The organism is Sinorhizobium terangae (assembly GCF_009601505.1).
In the GTDB taxonomy this organism is placed as follows: domain Bacteria; phylum Pseudomonadota; class Alphaproteobacteria; order Rhizobiales; family Rhizobiaceae; genus Sinorhizobium; species Sinorhizobium terangae.
This window is the reverse complement of sequence record NZ_WITC01000033.1, coordinates 1-17621: the sequence shown is the minus strand read 5'-3', so window position 1 is coordinate 17621 and position 17621 is coordinate 1. Positions and strand designations below refer to the sequence as shown.

Below are 17621 nucleotides of genomic sequence, written 5' to 3'. Positions count from 1 at the left end.
GACGATCGTTTTGATCCGCTTCGTCGTCTTCGAGATTGAATGGCCATTGGCGGCGATGATGAAGTCCGGCCGTGCCTCATACCCCAGCCGAAGCGCTAAGGGTGGCGAGGGAGCATTTTGAAAGGGTCTTCAGATATGCGACTTCGTTTGCCAAAGGTGCTAAGTTCTATCTTGCCGAGGGGACTTGAACTTAGCTGCGTTCGAACTTCATCAGTCCGTCGAGTCTGCGTATTCCCGTCTGCTTCTCACCCTGACTAATCACAGCCCGCCCTCGCACAATTTGAAGTTCCTGCGAGGCCTTGCGGAAGACCGTGACCGCCGCTTGGTCGAGGTTTGGCCACGCGATCAACACCGCTATACCGCTTGGTACAACATCCTCAACGAGGCGTATGTGAAAGCGCGCTATTCTAAGCACTTCGAGATCACCGAAGAAGCGCTCAGATGGCTTCTTGAGCGGACTGAACATCTTCACCGATTAGTAGAGGAGGTCTGCGCAACGCGACTAGCGGATCTCGGCGAGAAGGTAAAATAGAGGGACCGCTGAGCCGGCGTGGTCGGCATCACGAATCAGAGGGCGGTCAGCCGATATAGCGACGCCCCGTGGTGAGTATAAGCATTTCGCCTGACATCAATCATCGGTCTTACGCCCCATTTGAGAGAATGCTCGAGCTTCCATGAGCCCGCGCTGCCCATCAAAGACATCGTCGCCGGCGCCCAAGCGAACGTCTCCGATCATCTTGCCAATATTGGTGACAAAGTCCCGAGCATTCATTCCGTAGCGCCAGGCATAATCGGCGACGCCGATGGTTGAGCCGATCTTTGACGACATCAATCCGTCATTGACGATGTGAATGTCCTCGATTGAACCGGAGTCTCTGACGATCGCTTGGAAGCACCCCAATACTTAGCTGCCGGCGTAAATTACGCCGGCGTTGTGCACCGTGCTTATTCCCAGGTTCTGAGTGCCTGTTCTTCCGATAAGCAGTCCCTGATGCCCCGGTACTTCGCCATGGTTCCTAACGTCAGCGTAACTATTGAAGCAAACTGCGATACCGTTCAGACTTTCTATAAGTCCAGTTTCCCCGACGGTGAGCTTCTGGACACCTAAATATGAATCCGACGGATCGCCGATCTGAAATGCGATGCCGGTGTCGTTGAAAATCGTGCCGTAGACGGTGGCATCACCGGCATTTAGTGAATAAACCGTGTAATCGGCGCCCCCCGCCGTCGGTGCGTCCGATGAGGACACCCGCCTTCACGTAAAGGCTTTCGCCAAGAGCGATGGCGTTCGAATAAGCGCCAACCGTTACCTGAATCCCAGAACCGATAAAATCAGACGTCATGTATCGCGTCATGTCTTCCCCGCACAGCAACCACTGAGTGCTCAGAACAGCAAAATATCGCGGAACTTGTCCATCCACCTTTTGGGGTTGGAAGGCATTATTTTTTAGTGGTGCGTGGAAGGCATACTACGCGGCGCCTCGCGCTAAAGCGTGACAGTTGGAGTCGGTTGCCAATCATCCCCCAGGATTCGTTTAGCGCGTCGCGAATCCCGCAAACTGTTTTATACCGCGGATGGCAACGGTAGCGGCAAGTCTGTGCAATTCGCCATTCTGTCTGCAGGATTGTCACTTTCAGTTTCAGTCGCCCAATTTTTCGTCTTTTGAGCCCCGGGACAGGCTTCACTAACGCGCACCGCCCTCGACAGGCGCCGCGCTATGCCTGCCCTCTTTCTGGCTCGCCTCGATTCTCCGAAGTATTCGCGAGTGACGGCATGTTGGCAGCGAGGCTGCTAAGCGTTTCTCAACTACCCGCATCGACGTCGCCGCTTCGGTCGCCTGCTTCACGACCATCGCTAGCCGGGGGCGTGATTTTCAAGCTGGCGCACATCCGAAGTCTCGGTTAGCGAGCCGATGGGTTCTGTTTTTCTTGGCCAGAGCTAGACAACCACTTCGTAGGGACAATTGACGCGAAGCTGACATGCTGGCGGAGAGATTGACCGGCTAAAGACAAAGGGGAGCCCGCGGGAGAGAAACTACAGCGCGGGCACAATTGGTTGCCAGCAACCTTGGAGCGTAACGATGCCACGGGCCGTTGATTTGTCGAGCCGACCGATGGGGCTATATCGCACAGCGAGGACCACCATCTACCCAAACGGGTGATGTGACAAAACTCTCGCTTGCTGATAATCTGAATAGTCTAAAATAGACTACCGAACCAAGCAAACTTCCACCTATCCTGCACAACTATAGTTGAGCTGGGCACGTCCCGGCATGGGGGAAACATGGCTACGGTTACCTACTCCTTTCCAGGCGGGATATATCCCAACCAGTACAACCCACCGATTGCGGGATTCGACTACAACGGGTCATTCGGTGAATTGGTCGACATGCACACGGCAACGCGTATCAGCGCGACCAGCACGCAGGTTCTTTTCGGGCTCGGGAATGGTCTGAGATTAGAGCTTTTCGGCACAGGGTTCGCCTTCGACGCCAGCGGCTATCCAATTGGCGGGACGATCTCTTCCATCCAGTTGCTGCAACACAATGGAACGCTCGTCCAGACGATCAGCGGCCTGAGCCTGTCGCTCGAACTGTTTCAAAACGCCGCCACGGGATTTGATAGATTCGGGCTGGAGGGGTGGCTTCTGAACAATGCTGACACGGTCCATGGTTCTGCCGGGAACGACTCGATCCAGGGCCGCGGCGGCAATGACGTCTTGAACGGCAACGGCGGTGATGATTTCGTATCCGGCGGCGATGGAGATGACACATATAATGGCGGCGCTGGCTTTGACATCCTCAGCTTCGACGATGCGTATTTCACCCCATCCGCTTTCCGCGGCGTCAATCTAAATGCATCCACCGGCACGGTGATCGACCCTTACGGCTTTTCCGAGACGTTCAGCAATTTCGAGGAGTTTCGGGGCACACAGTTTGCCGATACGTTTGTGGGTTCCGCGTCAGGCGAAGATTTTATGGGGCTCGGCGGAAGGGACACGATCAACGGTGGCGGCGGTATCGACACAGTCCGATATCATAGGGACGTCAACAGGGGCGGCGATTTCGGCGTCAACGTGAATCTCACGACCGGCGTCGCCAAAGACGGGTTCGGCGCGCAGGATACCTTGACGAGCATCGAGAATGTGCGCGGGACGGATTTCGCAGACACTATCGTTGGCAATGCTGTTTCAAATTTTCTCAGAGGCCACGGAGGCAACGATTCACTGAATGGCGCCGGCGGCGCCGATCAAATGCGTGGCGGACAAGGAAACGATACCTATTTCGTGGACAACACTGGTGACGTCATCGACGAGAATGGAGACAACGGCTCCGGGACAGATACGGTTCGCTCGTCGATATCTTTCAGCTTGAGTAGCGCGCCTGTCGTTTTTGGCGGCGTCGAACATCTCGCTCTGCTTGGAACCGCCAACATAAACGGCGCCGGGAACACCTTGAACAATGCTTTGACGGGAAACGCCGGCAACAACAGTCTCAACGGTGGTGCCGGAAACGACCTGATCAATGGCGGACTCGGTAACGATAGCCTGACTGGCTCCACTGGCTTGGATACATTCTTCTTCAACACTGCGCTAAATGCCACGACGAATGTTGACACGATCAATGGCTTCAACGTCGCGGACGACACGATCCGGTTGGAAAATGCGGTCTTCACAGCCATCGTCGGTACCGGGGCCCTGACGGCAGCGCAGTTCGTCAATAACACGACCGGGCTCGCGGCTGACGCCAATGACAGGATCATCTATGAGAGTGATACCGGCAGATTATTCTACGACAGCAATGGGAACGCGGCCGGTGGTTCAATTCATTTCGCGACGGTCAGCCTGAATATCGGGATGACTGCCGCCGATTTCTTCATTGTCTAGGCGTAATGTCGAGCGGAGCAACGGCCGCTGGCTTGAACAGCCTTGGGCACGAACCAACACTCCAAGCTGGCAACGTGCGGAGACCCAGTTTGCTGTCCTGAGCACGGGGCGCACGACTACAGCGCCCTTGCGCCGTAGCGACACCGCTAACTTTTTCGGTCCTGATGGCATCGAGTAGCTCGCGCAGCTCGATGGATTCCTGATGGCTCCAGCCGGTCCCGCAGCGGCCGACATAGACGAGACCTCGCATTTTCTTGCCGCTAGCAGCAGGCGCCCGATCGCGCCAAGCTGGTCGACGGCTCATAGCCGACGATTCGAGCGGGAGCCTCTACCGCCACAACGAGCACAACCTGCCGCGGGCGGACAATCTTTCCACAGTAACACCACGGTTTTAGTAGATTATAACTGTTCGTAAGACCTTCTTGTGGCTACCTTCACAACGAAAGTAGCGGACGAAGGAACATACGATGAGCAACCGTCGACGCCACCTTGAGCGCTTTCTTATGAAGGAACTGATCGCCATCATCATCGGCCTAACTGCGGCGTGGTCAATCCCGCTGGCAGTGCTGATGGCGGTTTAGCCATGAGACGGGGCTCGAAGGAGTTTGTCGACGGAGAAGAGTGGTCCGATTTCTCCGCCTCGACATTTGACACCGTCATTGGCGGCCTCTGGAGGTCGGCCATTTTGATCTGAAGTGGTACAGGTTGAGTGACCCTCGTCTTGCCTCTGATTCGGATGATGGATCCGCAATCAGGTCGTCCATCTCATGATACGTCGGGAACGGATGGTTATGGCCGATCCACTGGTGCTCGCCGTCAAGATCACCTGTCCGGAATAGAGGCGCTCCGGAGATATTCATCTGAGTCCGGCTTGCCTGGCTCGATCTCGGCGCGAAATTGCTCGTCAACGTGCTGCCGGAAAGCCGGGATTTCTTCAGGGTTCGTGAGGGCTAGTGTCTGCTTCGTGCCATCAATGCGGGTGTCGTCCATCGCATAAGCAGAAATCCCGATGTGGAATCAATCGGCGAAAATCTCCGGATAGAGGATTTTTCGCTCTGACAAGAACCCGCGCAATGCGGTCAGCGTCTCTTGTATCGATGCGGTCCCGGTCTTTATCAGTGCCGATATGTAGCACAAGCCTCACGCAGCCCTCCCGCCCCATTAGTTGTGAAGTGCGGTATGTCTAACCGCATGGCAGGAAAACTGCAGCCAAAAGTTTCATTAATATTTTATTCTATTCAACTTTAAAATGATCAACTTCAACGTGAATTGGTGGACTAAAAGCCATGACTATCAAAAAGTGGGCCACTTAGCGAGCGCTCCTGGAGCGTCCATCACTGTTGGCTCTGATCCGCAATTGCCGAGCTAAGCAGGAGAGGTCATTGCCTACAACTTAAAACTGTTTTATGCCTTGAACCGTTAGGTATGGGGGCATGCATGGCGAAAATCACTGTTGTGTCAAACTATTCGCTCAATATGAGCGCCTTTGATTTCAGCTCGATCTATTATGGCTATTCATACGTGCAATCTGGGACACTCTTCCGCGTCGACTACGGCGATGGGACGGTGGAGGAGTTTCGTGGCAGTGGGTTCGCTTACAACGCCTACGGGGAGCCGATCGCCGGGACAGTGACGAGCTATGCTGCCTTCTACAACGGCCAGCGGCTGTTCTATGTGGAAGGCGGGAGTATCGCCGCCACCAAGATCGCCGCGGCTGCGCGGACCTACAGCACAACCGATGATGCTGGTGTGATCATCGAAATCTTGAAAGGCAACGATTCGATCTCTGGCGGCAATCTGGCCGATCTCCTATATGCCTACGATGGCAACGACACTATCAACGGCAACGGCGGAAACGATGTCCTCCTCGGCTACGCCGGCAACGATACACTCATCGGCGGTGTTGGCCAGGACCGATTGGAAGGCGGCGCCGGCTTCGATACTGCCTCTTACTCCACTGCTGCGGTTGGGGTTACCGCAAGTCTCATCGCGCCATCGATCAATACCAACGATGCCAAGGGTGACACCTACATCGCCATTGAGAATCTGCTCGGCTCGCGTTTCAATGACGTGCTCTTCGGGAGCTCGGCCGCCAACACTCTAAATGGTGGCGATGGCAACGATGCGTTGATCGGAGGTGCCGGCGGCGACCAGCTCATCGGCGGCAATGGAACCGATGCCGCGTCGTATGCCAACGCTGCGGCCGGCGTTATCGCCAAACTTAGCAGCCCGAGCAGTAACACTGGGGACGCGAAGGGTGACAGCTACTCGTTGGTCGAAAATCTGATCGGCTCCAATTTCGCCGACCAGCTGTTCGGCACCGCAGGTGCGAATGGCATGACTGGCGGCGGCGGCAACGACATCATCGCCGCGGGCTCGGGCAATGACTGGCTCTATGGTGGCGGAGGAGCCGACAGCCTTTACGGTGGTCTCGGCGCCGACAGACACATCTTCCAGGCCATTTCTGAATCGTCCAACTCGACGTTCGATACGATCTTCGACTTCAATTTAAGCGAGCAGGACAAGATCGATCTCTCGGCGATCGACGCAAGCACGAAACTGACGGGAAATCAGGCATTCTCCTTTGTGGGGACGGCTGCGTTCAACGGAAGCGCGGGACAGCTGCGCTACGAACAGCTGGCATCCGACACCTACATTTACGCGGACGTGAACGGCGACAAGGTCGTCGATCTCAAGATCCATCTGGATGACGCCGTGACTCTGACGAAGGACTATTTCATCCTCTGACCGGACGGCATGCGCGAGATCAAACCCGCTTCGGTGGGGTTTTTATTGCCATCGGACTGAGCCCGCTAAGCAGGACTTCTGCCTACGCACGCTCAGGTGGTGTAATCGTCGTCATCGCTGGTTGCTTGATCCGTGCCTGCAAACGCGCGCTGAGGCTCAATCGATGTTTCCTTTGTGAGAAAGTATGCAAAGGGCGCGCATGCGATAAAGAAGGCTGCCTTATAGCCGTCGCTTGGCAGCAAAAACGAAATACCAATTGCGGCAAGTAATAAACTGAATGCGAGTCTCATATCCCCCTCCCCAAGTGGTTCAGGGATGTTATGCCTTGAAAGGTAAATAGAAATCCTACTCCCCCAAATATGCTGTGGGATTGTGATTTTTAGTCCGCGAGAATTTACATCCGCCAATTTTTTAGACGTCGACGCTCGCCGAAACTATGTTTCCGGCGCTGAGCGCCGGCAACCGCTTCCAACCACTTCCACCCACAGCCTTCGTGCCTGATAAGTGGCATGGTGGAGCCGTCTAAAGTAGATCATTTTAGAGCGCTCAGTCAGAATATTGCGGAGGCCAGAGAGGCCAGGACCCAACTGCCGGCGAAGCAGAGTGCGATCATCAGCAGGACGCCATACAAGCCGGGCAATATTTCTCTGTCGACATCCGCCGCGAAGGCATCGTGCTCTACGAGCTCGATGATCGCCGGCTGGCCGAGCCGAGACGGCTGTCTCCGGCCGACGCACTCAGGGTGGCACGGGAGCATTTCGAGAGACATTTCGCGAATGCGAAGGATTTCGTTGATGGTGGTCGTTTTTACCAAGACAAATCCAATCTCGCCCTCGCCGCCTTTCTGCTCCACCAAGCAGTCGAAACGGCGTATTCGTGCGTGCTCCTAACGCTTACCAACTACAGCCCACCGTCGCACAACTTGAAATTCCTCCGCGGGCTTGCCGAGGATCACGATCGCCGGCTCGTCGAGGCGTGGCCGCGTGACCAACACCGCTTTACCGCCTGGTACAACATACTCAACGAGGCCTATGTGAAGGCGCGTTACTCGAAACATTTCGAGATCACCGAGGAAGCGCTCGCCTGGATCCTCGAACGAATCCGGCACCTTCACCGGCTTGTTGAAACCATCTGCAAGGAACGATTGGTGAACCTGGAGCGGGCTGTGGATGTCAATTGATGCTGTCCGTCGCGGTCCCACAAACTTGCGGAATTAGGTAGCAAATGCCACAAGATTCCGACTGCAAAAATTGTTACCTCCAGCTCTGTCGATGGAGTTGGATTGTATGGTGTCGGTCGTCGAAGAACTGAAGGAAAAGCTGGCTGAACTGGAGGCCAGACTTGAGGAGATCAAGGCCGAGGCGCTCGTCTTGGAAGCGCAAAAGGCCGCTTTCGCGACCGTGATCAAGGTCTTCGATCCCAGTGCAACGCCTGGGCATTCTCAGCAGCCGAGAAGGAAAGATCGATCGACCCCTGGTCGCCGCGTGACCGACCTTCTCAGGGGCCGTGATGTCCGCCGCGGCGTTCTCGAGCTTCTTCGCGATGCGGAAGAGCCGATCCTTGCAGGTGATCTGTCGAAACAGTTTGCCGAACGCGAGGGTTTTGGCGCTGAGATCGACGAGATTCGCCCAAACCTGGCAGGGAGGTTCTCCGGCCTGCTCGAACGGATGGAACAGGCGGGGCTGGTTCGGTCGTCAGGCGCTCCCGACGGACGGCGGCGTCTCTGGGAGATCGCCAGGTAGTCCAAGGTCAAAGACCTTCTTCAGTTCCGACCTTCATCGCTATCTCCTTTTGATTATCTCCCAGCGTCTACGTCGGCCGTCAGCGGAGATAACGCTGCTTCTCGACCGTCGTGTCTTCGCTCCACACCTGGTCTTCGATGCGCTCCGCCGCGCCCTGCCAGTATCCGCAGAGGTTCTCCGACGTCGTGCGATGCGTCACCGTCCGCAGCACGTCCGCGAGCTGCCAGCGCAGCCCCATGTAGCGGGTGTCCTCTTTCCACGCGACCATAGCCATGTACCAGTCCAGGTACTTCACCGAGAAGCGGTGGTGAATGCCGACGTAGGAGCGCTCTGCGCGGGCAAAGAAGCTCTCGATCCGGTTCGTGTCGGTCCCGTCCTCGGTCTGATAGGCTTGGCTGTGGTTCACCCGCCGCAGGATCGCCAGCCCGACAAAGTCGTCGTAGGAGCCGTGTTCGTCTGCCGTGAGCACCGACTTTGGCTGGATGTGGTCGCGGACAGCCGCCCATGCCGCCTTGGGGTTTTCGTCGGAGACGACGCGGGTGATCGTGCGGTTCGGCGCATCGGGATTGTGTTCGCGGAGGGAGAGAACGCACATTCTCTTGCCGTTCTGGTTCTCCTTGCGGCGGCGGTCGATGCGATCTTCCTTCTTGTTCTCGGGCTTGATGTGCCCGCCGATGTACTTGCCGTCGATCTGGACGGAGCCCCAAAGTTTCATCTTCGCCCGGCGCTTGCCGATCGCCTCCCTGATCTTCGCCAGCAGCACCCAAGCGGTCTTGTACTCGACGCCGAGCTTGCGCGTCAGGTGCAGGGCCGCAAGCCCCTTGACGGCCGTCACCTCCTCCCAGATTGCCATCAGGAGCTTCTTGAAGGAGAGTTTGCGGGAGTGGAATACGGTACCCGACGTCACCGAGAACTCGCGCATGCAATCACCTTCCGAGCAACGGAAGCGACGGCGGCGAATGCTGTATGGTTCGACATCGCCACAGGCAGGGCAGAACGGCTGGCCGCCGTTTGCTGACCAGCGGAAGCTGCAGAACAGGCCATATGCCTCGTCCTCACCCAGCCCCCAGACGGCCGACGGATCGACGTTTCGGGCCTTCTTCGTCAGCAGGAAGTGCTGGCCGGCAACGCTCGTATTTCCAACCTCCGGGCCTCTTCTTCGAAGGGGTCGTAGGCGTTGGGAGCCAGGATCGGAAGGTTGGTGCGGAGCATGATCACCTCGGGACAACGAACGAATGCCGATACGCCGCCTCGGAAGGCGTCGGGATCAGCGGGCTATTCGTGTCGCTCTCGTAATCATGCCCGTTCATACCAGGCGGGCTGAAGAGAGTCGATCGCTCGGCCTTTACATGGTTAACGAGGCTCGGATTGTTGCCCCGGCTTACTATTCTCACCTTTGGCCGGTTCGCGGGATTTGGCTGCCTAACCCCGAAAAGCCCATCCGCTCGCAATACATTCGAAGGTTTCATCGCGAAGATAAAACAGGTAGTGCCTTTCACCGTCACCGGGACAAGAAGGCACCTGCCAGTCATCAGGCGCGTCCCTAAAGGGATCATTCCCTTTCAATTCATAGAATTCGCCCCATTCTGGGGCCTGTCCGCTGTAGCGGCATTGGCCCAAAAACCAGCCCTCGTCGTTCGTTGGGCCAAGTCGCCACACTCGGCACCCCTTGAACGTGAGAAATCCAACATTCTGGTGGCCGTCTCCCGGTTTCCAAGTGTTCAATCGGAACCGCAATTCGACCGTGGAACCGGAGGTGCGAACCTCAGGGGCAGGCGCATTGGGTTCGGCATTCCAATTGAGGTTCAGGTGCACAAACGTAGGGGAAACCATAAAGTCTACCAACATGCATATTCATCAACAAATGCACCTATACTCGCATCAGTTGCGAAGTCCAATGGAGCATTTCAACCTTGTGGCATTTGCTACATAATTCCGCAAACTTGCAGTGACCGCGATAGGCCCCAAGGCGAGTGTAGCCTCCACTTGGCGCTTCAAAGTCTGTGGTTCCCATCCGCATGGCTGAGATATCATACGGCGCCGCCCTCCGAATCGGCGCGTTCCATCGACGGTTCGGCATAACAGGACTGCCAACCATACCTTCGAACGGAATGGCGGAATATTTGTCTATCGCGGCTGAGGAGAGGTGGCATCAGCCGCCATCAGAAACGTGAGTTCAATCAGATCACGATCGGCTTTGCTCGCCGAACCGGCTGTCTGGCTGAACTCCCGCAACGGAAACCGCAGCTACTGCTCCGACGCGCCTGCTGCCCGCTTCGGCAGCAGCAATCTTGACTTCGCTCAACACAACATAATCCGCAACAGCAGGCTCGAAGATGGCTCCGAAGGCCCTATCTGCAGTGAGGGTCGACGAACAATGTCGGGGCGAACACGGTGGGCGGCTGATGAAGATCGGCTGAGAATGACCCACCGGCCACAGAGGCTTGGCGCCCTGCCAACAATAATATATTTGTTTAGCTGTACGAAGCTTGCGTGAGCGGATAATGACCTTGTTGACCGCGTCGAGCCAGGACCCTGGGGAAAGTCATATACTTTTCCCACCGAAGACCTGCAGTTCGGCTGTCCCTTCTATTCGAGTTGGGAGCTCACCGACGAATTCGGATGGCGTCCTGTTGACCGGTATAGTTGCACCCGTCGCGCGCCGCGTCGGCAATGAAGACCTCGCCGGCGTCAGGAGATCTCTTCGCTTTTCCACCACCTGTCCGGAATGGAGGCTTAGGATGATGGGGCTTCTTCTCTATCCGTTCGGGTGACTAAAATGAGCTATTTTTCCACACATTTCCGTGTTGTTGGCGCCCTGTTGGTCCGGGAAATGTCCACTCGTTTTGGATCAAAACCCGGTGGGTACGTGTGGGCACTGCTTGACCCTGCGGCCCATATCCTGCTGATGACGCTGATTTTCCGCGCAATCGCCCGCGTACCTGCGCTCGGCACGAGCTTTGCCCTGTTTTTCGCAACAGGTTATATCGCCTTCCAGTTCTACCAAGCGATGACCAGCTATCTGAACAGCGCCGTCAGAGCAAACAGGACTCTGCTCAGCTACCCGAATGTCGCGCCGATCGACACGGTCGTCGCGCGCTTCGTCCTCCAGGTGGGAACGACATCACTTGTTGCCTTCGTCGTCCTTGGTACGATCGTTGCAACCATGCGGGTGGAGACGAGCCTACATTGGCCGGCCATCCTCGAAGCGGTGGCGATGGCGTGCCTTTGCGGTCTCGGGGTGGCGATGGTCAACTGCGTACTGTTTTTGAAGTATCCGCTCTACGAACAGGTGTTCAGTATCCTCAACCGCCCGCTCTTCCTTATCTCTGGGGTATTCTTCTTGCCGGATTCGATCCCGGCGCCCTACCATGATCTTGTGCTGCTCAACCCTTTGGTGCACATCATCATGGGCTTCCGTCGGGGTTTCTATCCTGAATATCGGGCGATCGGCCTCGATATGAATTACTTATATGGATTCGCATTTCTGACATTGTTTGTCGGAATGCTTGTGTTCACCCTTTCCAAAAAGACACTGAGAAACGAATGATCCGGTTTGAGCAGGCGACGAAATATGCCCGCACCAAAGGCATCAAGAAGCCGATCATTGAGGACGCCTCGCTCACCCTTAACAGGGGCAAGAGTGTCGGCCTGCTCGGCCGCAACGGAGCCGGCAAATCGACGCTCTTGAGATTGATCGCCGGCGCGATCAAGCTCGACAAAGGCCGAATCATCCGACGCGGTAAGATCTCCTGGCCGCTCGGCTTTCAAGGCAGCTTCCAGGGTTCGATGACAGGAGAGCAGAACGTGCGCTTCGTCGCCCGGATCTATGGCGTCGATACCGAGCAACTGATCAACTACGTAGAGGATTTCGCCGAACTTGGTCCCTTCTTCAAGGCACCAGTCGGCACCTATTCCTCTGGCATGAAGGCGCGTCTCGCCTTCGGCTTGAGCATGGGCGTCAACTTCGACTATTATCTTGTCGATGAAATCACGGCGGTTGGTGACGCAAATTTTAAGAAGAAGTGTCAGACAGTTTTCGAGACCAAGCTTCAAGATTCCGATGTGGTTATGGTTTCGCACAGCACGCGCACGATCCGCGATTATTGTGACTGCGGCGTCGTGCTGGAAAAGGGCAAGCTGACCTATTATGAGGATGTCGAGGACGCCATCCGCGCGCACGACAACAATATGAAGGGGAATTAAATGGCGGTCAGCAGAGACGCCGCGGTCAACAGGTCTGGTTCCGCGCAGGCCGCCGACAACGATGCCCCGCCCGCCGCCAAAGGCGGCACCAAAAGCAAGGGCATAGCCGTTCTCGAAGGACTTCTCGGCAAGCACAGCGCGCCGGTCATTCCGCTTCCAGAGCGACTCTACACGGTTGAACCCGTCGAACACACGCGCTGGCGCCCTAGCTGGCTCAAGATGCAGGTGCGTTTGCGCCACGCCATCATCGGCATCTCTTTCCTCGGGCTTGTCGCCCTGCCTGCAACACTAGCTTCCATCTATATGGCGTTCATCGCCGCCGACCAATATCATAGCTCCGCATCCTTCGCCGTGCGCAGCGTTGAAGGCGGCGTTTCTAGCGACATCCTCGGCATGTTTACCCAAGCTTCCGGCGGCAGCACGGTCTCCGACAGCTACATCCTCATGGATTACATCCTTAGCGAGCGGATGGTTGCAGTAGCCGACCGCAAGTTCAATTTGGAGGATACCTACACCACCCGCGGCCTCGATTTTTTCTATGGCATCGGGTCCGGCCTTCCGATCGAGGACAAGCTCGAATATTGGCGGGATATGGTCAGCGTCAACTTCGACCACGCCTCCGGCATCATGCAGGTGACTGTCAAGGCCTTCGACCCGAAGCGGGCGCAGGCGATCGCTGAATTCATCGTCAATCAGAGCGACAGCCTCGTGAATAGCTTATCACTTTCGGCACGCAACGACGTGCTGAGAGCAGCGCAGGACGAGGTATTGGCGGGGGAAGCGCGTCTCGTCAAGGCGCGTGCCGCTTTACGCGACTATCGCGACAAATCACAGGAAATCAACCCGGTAGAGGGAGCAAAGCTCGCCGTCCAGTTAATCGGTTCGCTCGAGCAGCAGCTGACGCAGTTGAACGCTGATCTCGCGACGGCGAAAAGCCAGATGCGCGAAGATACACCGCGGATCCGGGTCCTAAAAACACGCATCGAGAGCTTGGAGCAGCAACTCGCCATTGAGCGTCAGCGGCTGGGCGCAGGAGAAGGACGAGACGCAGCCGCGATGGAAGTCAATTCGCCCGACGTCGCTGGGCGCATCGCGGAGTTCGAGGAGTTGGAAACCGAGCGCGAATTTGCCGAGCGCGCCTACACGGCGGCATTGAGCTCTCTAGAAAAGGCCCGTATTGAAGCGAACAACCGTCAGCGCTATCTCGCGCTTTTCATCGAGCCAACGCTCTCCGAATTGGCGCAATACCCGAGCCGACTGCTCAACACCTTGCTCGTAACCCTCGGGCTGATATTTGCTTGGGGCATTGGCGTGATGGCCTACTACAATGTTCGGGATCGCGCATAATCGACAAGAAACGGCTGTCGATTTCCGTGGACGATGGCGGTCCAACGGCCCCTGCGCCGCGCGGGCGCCTTAATCCAATCCGCTGCACAAAAGCGAAGGATAAAGCACGGCTGTCAAGGGCGGCGACGAAGAGAATGGAGGGATGCGTGGTTTCAAAAGCTCGCCCCGCCGATCTGTCGATCGCATTGAACCGCTTCGGTCTCGGCGCACGCTACGAAGAAGCACCGCCGAGTGAGGCGAGAGCTTTTTTGCTCGATCAGTTTAATCTTTATCAGGAGACGCCCTCGCCCTTTGCTTCCGCTCGGTCGGCAAGCGAAATCTTCGCAGACTTTGCACGGGCGCGGCAGGACTTGCGTGCCATGGATGAAGCGCCGCGAATGGCTGCCGGCATGAGGCTGCGCAAGCGCGGCCGCCGGCTTTATCGTGACGAGGTAGAAATGCGCGTGATCTCGGCACTCGTTACACGCGCGCCATTCATCGAACGCCTAGTGCATTTCTGGTCCAACCACTTCGCGATTTCGGCAGACAAGCCAGAACTCGTGGTGCTCGCCGGTGCATTCGAACGCGAGGTCATCCGGCCACACGTTTTGGGGCGTTTCGAGGACATGCTCGTTGCCGCCGAGCAGCATCCCGCTATGCAAATATTCCTGGACCAAGTTAGTTCTATCGGGCCCGGCAGTAGTCGCGCCAAGCGCGACGCGAAAGCTAAAAAAGCGAAACAAAGAGGTGTAAACGAGAATCTCGCTCGTGAGATCCTGGAATTGCATACCCTTGGCGCGCGCAGCGGCTACACGCAAAAGGACGTTACGGAATTTGCGCTCGCCCTCACTGGATGGAGTGTCACCCGCTCCGAACATGGTCGCCCTGGCAGCTTTCTTTTCAAACCTCAATGGCACGAACCAGGCGAGCGCGTCATAATCAGCAAAGTCTATCCGCAAGATGGCGACGGACAGGCCCGCGCGGTGCTTGCGTACCTTGCAAAGGCAGAGGCGACGGCTACGCACCTCGCCACAAAACTGGCTCGTCACTTCATTGCTGATGATCCACCGAGCAGTGCCGTCGAAAAACTCAAGATATCGTTTCTTGAGACCAGCGGCGATCTCCCGTCCGTCTACAGGACCTTGATCGATATGCCTGAAGCTTGGGATCCTCGGCCTCGGAAGTTCAAAACGCCTTGGGAGTGGATAATTTCCGCTTTGCGCGGCCTCGGCTGGACCGAGCCCGGCAATGTAGATGCCGCGCAGCTGCTGCGCCAGCTCGGCCAGCCCGCTTGGCAGCCGCGCTCTCCGGCCGGATACGACGATGTTGCAGCAAGCTGGGTCGCGCCAGATGCGCTTATGCGCAGAGTGAAGATCTCGCAAAGGTTGGCATTAACCGCCAACGTGCTCGACGCACGCTCATTGGCGCGGAATCTGCAGGCTGGAACTCTTTCCGACCGGACGCTCGCCGAGGTCTCCCGCGCCGACTCGGTGATTGTAGGAACTACCCTTGTTCTGGTCTCCCCCGAGTTTCAAAGGAGATAGCATGATTCCTCGTCGGCAATTCCTGTGTGGCACGGCTGCAAACGCTGGCGCATATCTGGTCGCTCCCCGACTTGTGCTGGCGAATGTTGAAACTGACAGGCGTTTCGTCTTCGTCATCCAACGCGGTGCTGCTGATGGTCTCGACACGGTGGTTCCATATGGCGAGCCAGCCTTAGCGAGCTTGCGCGGCGATCTTGCGATCGATCCGGCAGCGATGCACAAGCTCGACAGCGCTTTCGCGTTACACCCCTCCCTTAAGCACATGGCCGGCCTTTATGCTAAGAAACAAGCGCTGTTCATCCACGCTGTCGCCTCGCCCTATCGGGAGCGCTCCCATTTTGATGGACAGAATGTCTTGGAAAGCGGCGGCAACAAACCCTATGAGATCAAAGACGGCTGGCTGAATAGGCTCGCTTCGCTACTACCAAAAACGCGAGATGAGGCGATTGCCTTCGCGCCAACGGTTCCCTTGGCCTTGAGGGGACAGATGGAAGTCATCTCCTACGAGCCTTCGGCGCTGCCGGAGGCGCCGGAAGACCTACTGATGCGGGTGGCGGCCTTGTACGACGCCGACCCGGAATTGCACGCGCTTTGGAGTACGGCGATGGAGACCCATAGCCTCGTCAAGGATGTGGAGGCTGGGCGAGATTCAGCGGCTGTCGGGCGTACTGCCGCGCGCTTTCTTGCACGCGAGAATGGTCCACGAATCGCCATGATAGAGACCAACGGTTGGGACACGCACAGCGCACAAAAGACTCGCCTATCGAATCAACTACAAGGTCTCGACGCATTGATTGCTGCATTACGCAACGGTCTTAGCGGCGTCTGGAATAGCACAACAGTTATGGTTGCGACGGAGTTTGGCCGTACAGCCCGGGCAAATGGTACCGGTGGCACAGACCACGGAACTGCGTCAGCTGCCATGTTGCTGGGTGGCGCAGTAAACGGCGGCAGGGTGTTATCGGATTGGCCGGGGCTCTCGGCACATGTACTCTATGAGGGGCGCGATCTTACCCCCACGATCGATTTAGACGCCTTGATCGCCATGTCAGCCGCCGAAAGCTTGAGGCTCGACCCAGAACTGGTCATGCGAAAGCTATTTCCGGACCGCCCGCTAGAGTCGGTCAGCGTTAAGCTGAATCGAAACAGGATTCCCTTTTTGTTGGGATTGTGATTCAAGATCATTGCTGGTGAGGAGGCCAGCAATGATGGCGCGACCTCTTTCTCTTGATTTACGCCAGCGCGTCGCCGCCGCTTTGGCCGGAGGCATGACGGTGCGGGCGGCCGCCTTGCGCTTTGGGATATCGGCGGCGACGGCGGTGCGGATCGGCCAGCTCGACCGGTCCGGCCGCGGTTTGGCGCCGGCCAAGATGGGGGGCCATGTCAAACCCATGCTGCGGGGCGCGGCGGCCGATGAGGTTCACCGCCGACTGGCGGCCAAAACCGATTGGACGGTGCGGGCGCTTGCCGCCGATCTGAAGGCGGCCGGGATCGATGTCTCGCATGACACCGTTTGGCGGTTTCTGCGCCGCGAAGGCAAGACATTTAAAAAAAACGCTGATCGCCAGCGAGCAGGACAGGCCGAAGGTGGCGCGCTTCCGAAGCCGCTGGAAGACCCATCAACATCGACTTGATCCGCGCCGCCTGGTGTTCGTTGACGAAACCTGGGTCAAAACCAACATGACGCGCAGCCGCGGCTGGTGTCAGCGCGGCCAGCCGCTGATCGCCAGAATACCGCATGGCCATTGGAAGACGCTGACCTTCCTCGCCGGGCTGCGTCACGACCGCATCGTCGCACCCTTCGTGCTCGACGGCCCGATCAACGGCATTGCCTTCACCGCCTGGGTCGAGCAATGCCTGGCGCCAACCCTCAACCCCGGGGATATCGTCATCCTCGACAATCTCGGCAGCCACAAGGGCAAGCCGGCGCGCAGCGCCATCCGCGACGCCGGCGCCCATCTGTTCTTCCTGCCGCCCTACAGCCCCGACCTCAATCCGATCGAGATGATGTTCGCCAAACTCAAGACCCTGCTGCGCAAGGCCGACGAGCGTAGCGTCGAGGCGACATGGCGGCGCGTCGGCGAAGCTCTCAAGGCGTTCAGCCCGCACGAATGCGCCGCCTATCTCAGGCATGCAGGATACGTTTCAACGTAGGTCTGACAGACTCTA

14 protein-coding genes and 4 pseudogenes are annotated in these 17621 nt (G+C 57.2%); 11 read left to right on the top strand and 7 right to left on the bottom strand.

The annotated features are described in order from the left end of the window. Nucleotides 1–80: 80 nt before the first annotated feature. Nucleotides 81–532, top strand: a pseudogene (locus GHK62_RS07615) (HEPN domain-containing protein); the annotation flags it as partial. A 96-nt stretch (nt 533–628) separates the two neighbouring features. Here the strand turns inward: GHK62_RS07615 and GHK62_RS07610 are convergent. Together GHK62_RS07610 and GHK62_RS07605 are read right to left on the bottom strand one after the other, a co-directional pair. Continuing rightward, entirely contained in the window at nt 629–829 is a 201-nt protein-coding gene (locus tag GHK62_RS07610; RefSeq protein WP_153437779.1) for a hypothetical protein, read from the bottom strand. A gap of 75 nt (nt 830–904) precedes the next feature. After that, a complete protein-coding gene (locus tag GHK62_RS07605; RefSeq protein ID WP_153437778.1) occupies nt 905–1249 on the bottom strand; it encodes a hypothetical protein in 345 nt (114 codons plus the stop codon). Nucleotides 1250–2284: 1035 nt separating this feature from the next. On the opposite strand from GHK62_RS07605, the gene GHK62_RS07600 reads away from it, so the two are divergent. Continuing rightward, entirely contained in the window at nt 2285–3886 is a 1602-nt protein-coding gene (locus GHK62_RS07600) for a calcium-binding protein (protein WP_153437776.1), read from the top strand. Here the strand turns inward: GHK62_RS07600 and GHK62_RS35380 are convergent. Continuing rightward, nucleotides 3821–4200: pseudogene (locus tag GHK62_RS35380) on the bottom strand (ATP dependent DNA ligase); the annotation flags it as partial. The gene GHK62_RS07600 and the pseudogene GHK62_RS35380 overlap by 66 nt on opposite strands. Before the next feature lie 508 nt (nt 4201–4708). Continuing rightward, on the bottom strand, nt 4709–4876 hold the full coding sequence (locus GHK62_RS07595) for a hypothetical protein (RefSeq protein WP_153437774.1): 168 nt from the start codon (nt 4874–4876) through the stop codon (nt 4709–4711). 447 nt (nt 4877–5323) lie between these two features. Between GHK62_RS07595 and GHK62_RS07590 the strand changes: the two genes are divergently transcribed. Beyond that, nucleotides 5324–6634: a calcium-binding protein gene (locus GHK62_RS07590; RefSeq protein WP_234886817.1), complete on the top strand. Its 1311-nt coding sequence runs from the start codon at nt 5324–5326 to the stop codon at nt 6632–6634. A gap of 92 nt (nt 6635–6726) precedes the next feature. On the opposite strand, the gene GHK62_RS07585 is transcribed toward GHK62_RS07590, so the two are convergent. Further along, nucleotides 6727–6924 carry a hypothetical protein gene (locus tag GHK62_RS07585; RefSeq protein ID WP_153437772.1) on the bottom strand — a complete coding sequence of 66 codons (198 nt, stop codon included), beginning with the start codon at nt 6922–6924 and terminating at the stop codon, nt 6727–6729. Nucleotides 6925–7268: 344 nt separating this feature from the next. Between GHK62_RS07585 and GHK62_RS07580 the strand changes: the two are divergent. Both GHK62_RS07580 and GHK62_RS07575 read left to right on the top strand, forming a co-directional pair. Continuing rightward, a pseudogene (locus GHK62_RS07580) lies at nt 7269–7814 on the top strand (HEPN domain-containing protein); the annotation flags it as partial. 109 nt (nt 7815–7923) lie between these two features. Continuing rightward, nucleotides 7924–8376 (top strand): hypothetical protein, encoded by a 453-nt coding sequence (locus GHK62_RS07575; RefSeq protein WP_327791064.1) that lies wholly within the window; start codon nt 7924–7926, stop codon nt 8374–8376. 79 nt (nt 8377–8455) lie between these two features. On the opposite strand, the gene GHK62_RS07570 is transcribed toward GHK62_RS07575, so the two are convergent. Both GHK62_RS07570 and GHK62_RS35180 read right to left on the bottom strand, forming a co-directional pair. Beyond that, the gene (locus tag GHK62_RS07570; protein ID WP_234886816.1) at nt 8456–9298 is read right to left on the bottom strand and encodes an IS1595 family transposase; all 843 of its coding nucleotides are present in this window, start codon (nt 9296–9298) and stop codon (nt 8456–8458) included. Nucleotides 9299–9310: 12 nt separating this feature from the next. Then, a pseudogene (locus GHK62_RS35180) lies at nt 9311–9604 on the bottom strand (transposase); the annotation flags it as partial. Between the two features lie 1551 nt (nt 9605–11155). Here GHK62_RS35180 and GHK62_RS07565 point away from each other — a divergent pair. From GHK62_RS07565 to GHK62_RS07540, 6 genes are all read left to right on the top strand, one after another. Next, nucleotides 11156–11926 (top strand): ABC transporter permease, encoded by a 771-nt coding sequence (locus tag GHK62_RS07565; protein ID WP_153437768.1) that lies wholly within the window; start codon nt 11156–11158, stop codon nt 11924–11926. Then, on the top strand, nt 11923–12582 hold the full coding sequence (locus tag GHK62_RS07560; protein WP_153437766.1) for an ABC transporter ATP-binding protein: 660 nt from the start codon (nt 11923–11925) through the stop codon (nt 12580–12582). The genes GHK62_RS07565 and GHK62_RS07560 overlap by 4 nt, the downstream gene beginning before the upstream one ends. Beyond that, complete coding sequence (locus GHK62_RS07555) at nt 12583–13929, top strand: KpsE/RkpR family capsule polysaccharide export protein (RefSeq protein ID WP_153437764.1); 1347 nt, start codon at nt 12583–12585, stop codon at nt 13927–13929. 146 nt (nt 13930–14075) lie between these two features. Continuing rightward, a complete protein-coding gene (locus GHK62_RS07550) occupies nt 14076–15452 on the top strand; it encodes a DUF1800 domain-containing protein (RefSeq protein WP_327791065.1) in 1377 nt (458 codons plus the stop codon). Next, nucleotides 15418–16626, top strand: a complete 1209-nt coding sequence (locus tag GHK62_RS07545) for a DUF1501 domain-containing protein (protein WP_234886815.1) — start codon at nt 15418–15420, stop codon at nt 16624–16626. The genes GHK62_RS07550 and GHK62_RS07545 overlap by 35 nt, the downstream gene beginning before the upstream one ends. A gap of 34 nt (nt 16627–16660) precedes the next feature. Further along, nucleotides 16661–17606 (top strand): IS630 family transposase gene (locus tag GHK62_RS07540; RefSeq protein WP_167528167.1). Its coding sequence is split into 2 segments (ribosomal slippage): nt 16661–16999 and nt 17001–17606, totalling 945 coding nucleotides; the frame shifts between segments, so codons are not numbered across the junction. The last annotated feature ends 15 nt before the right edge of the window (nt 17607–17621 follow it).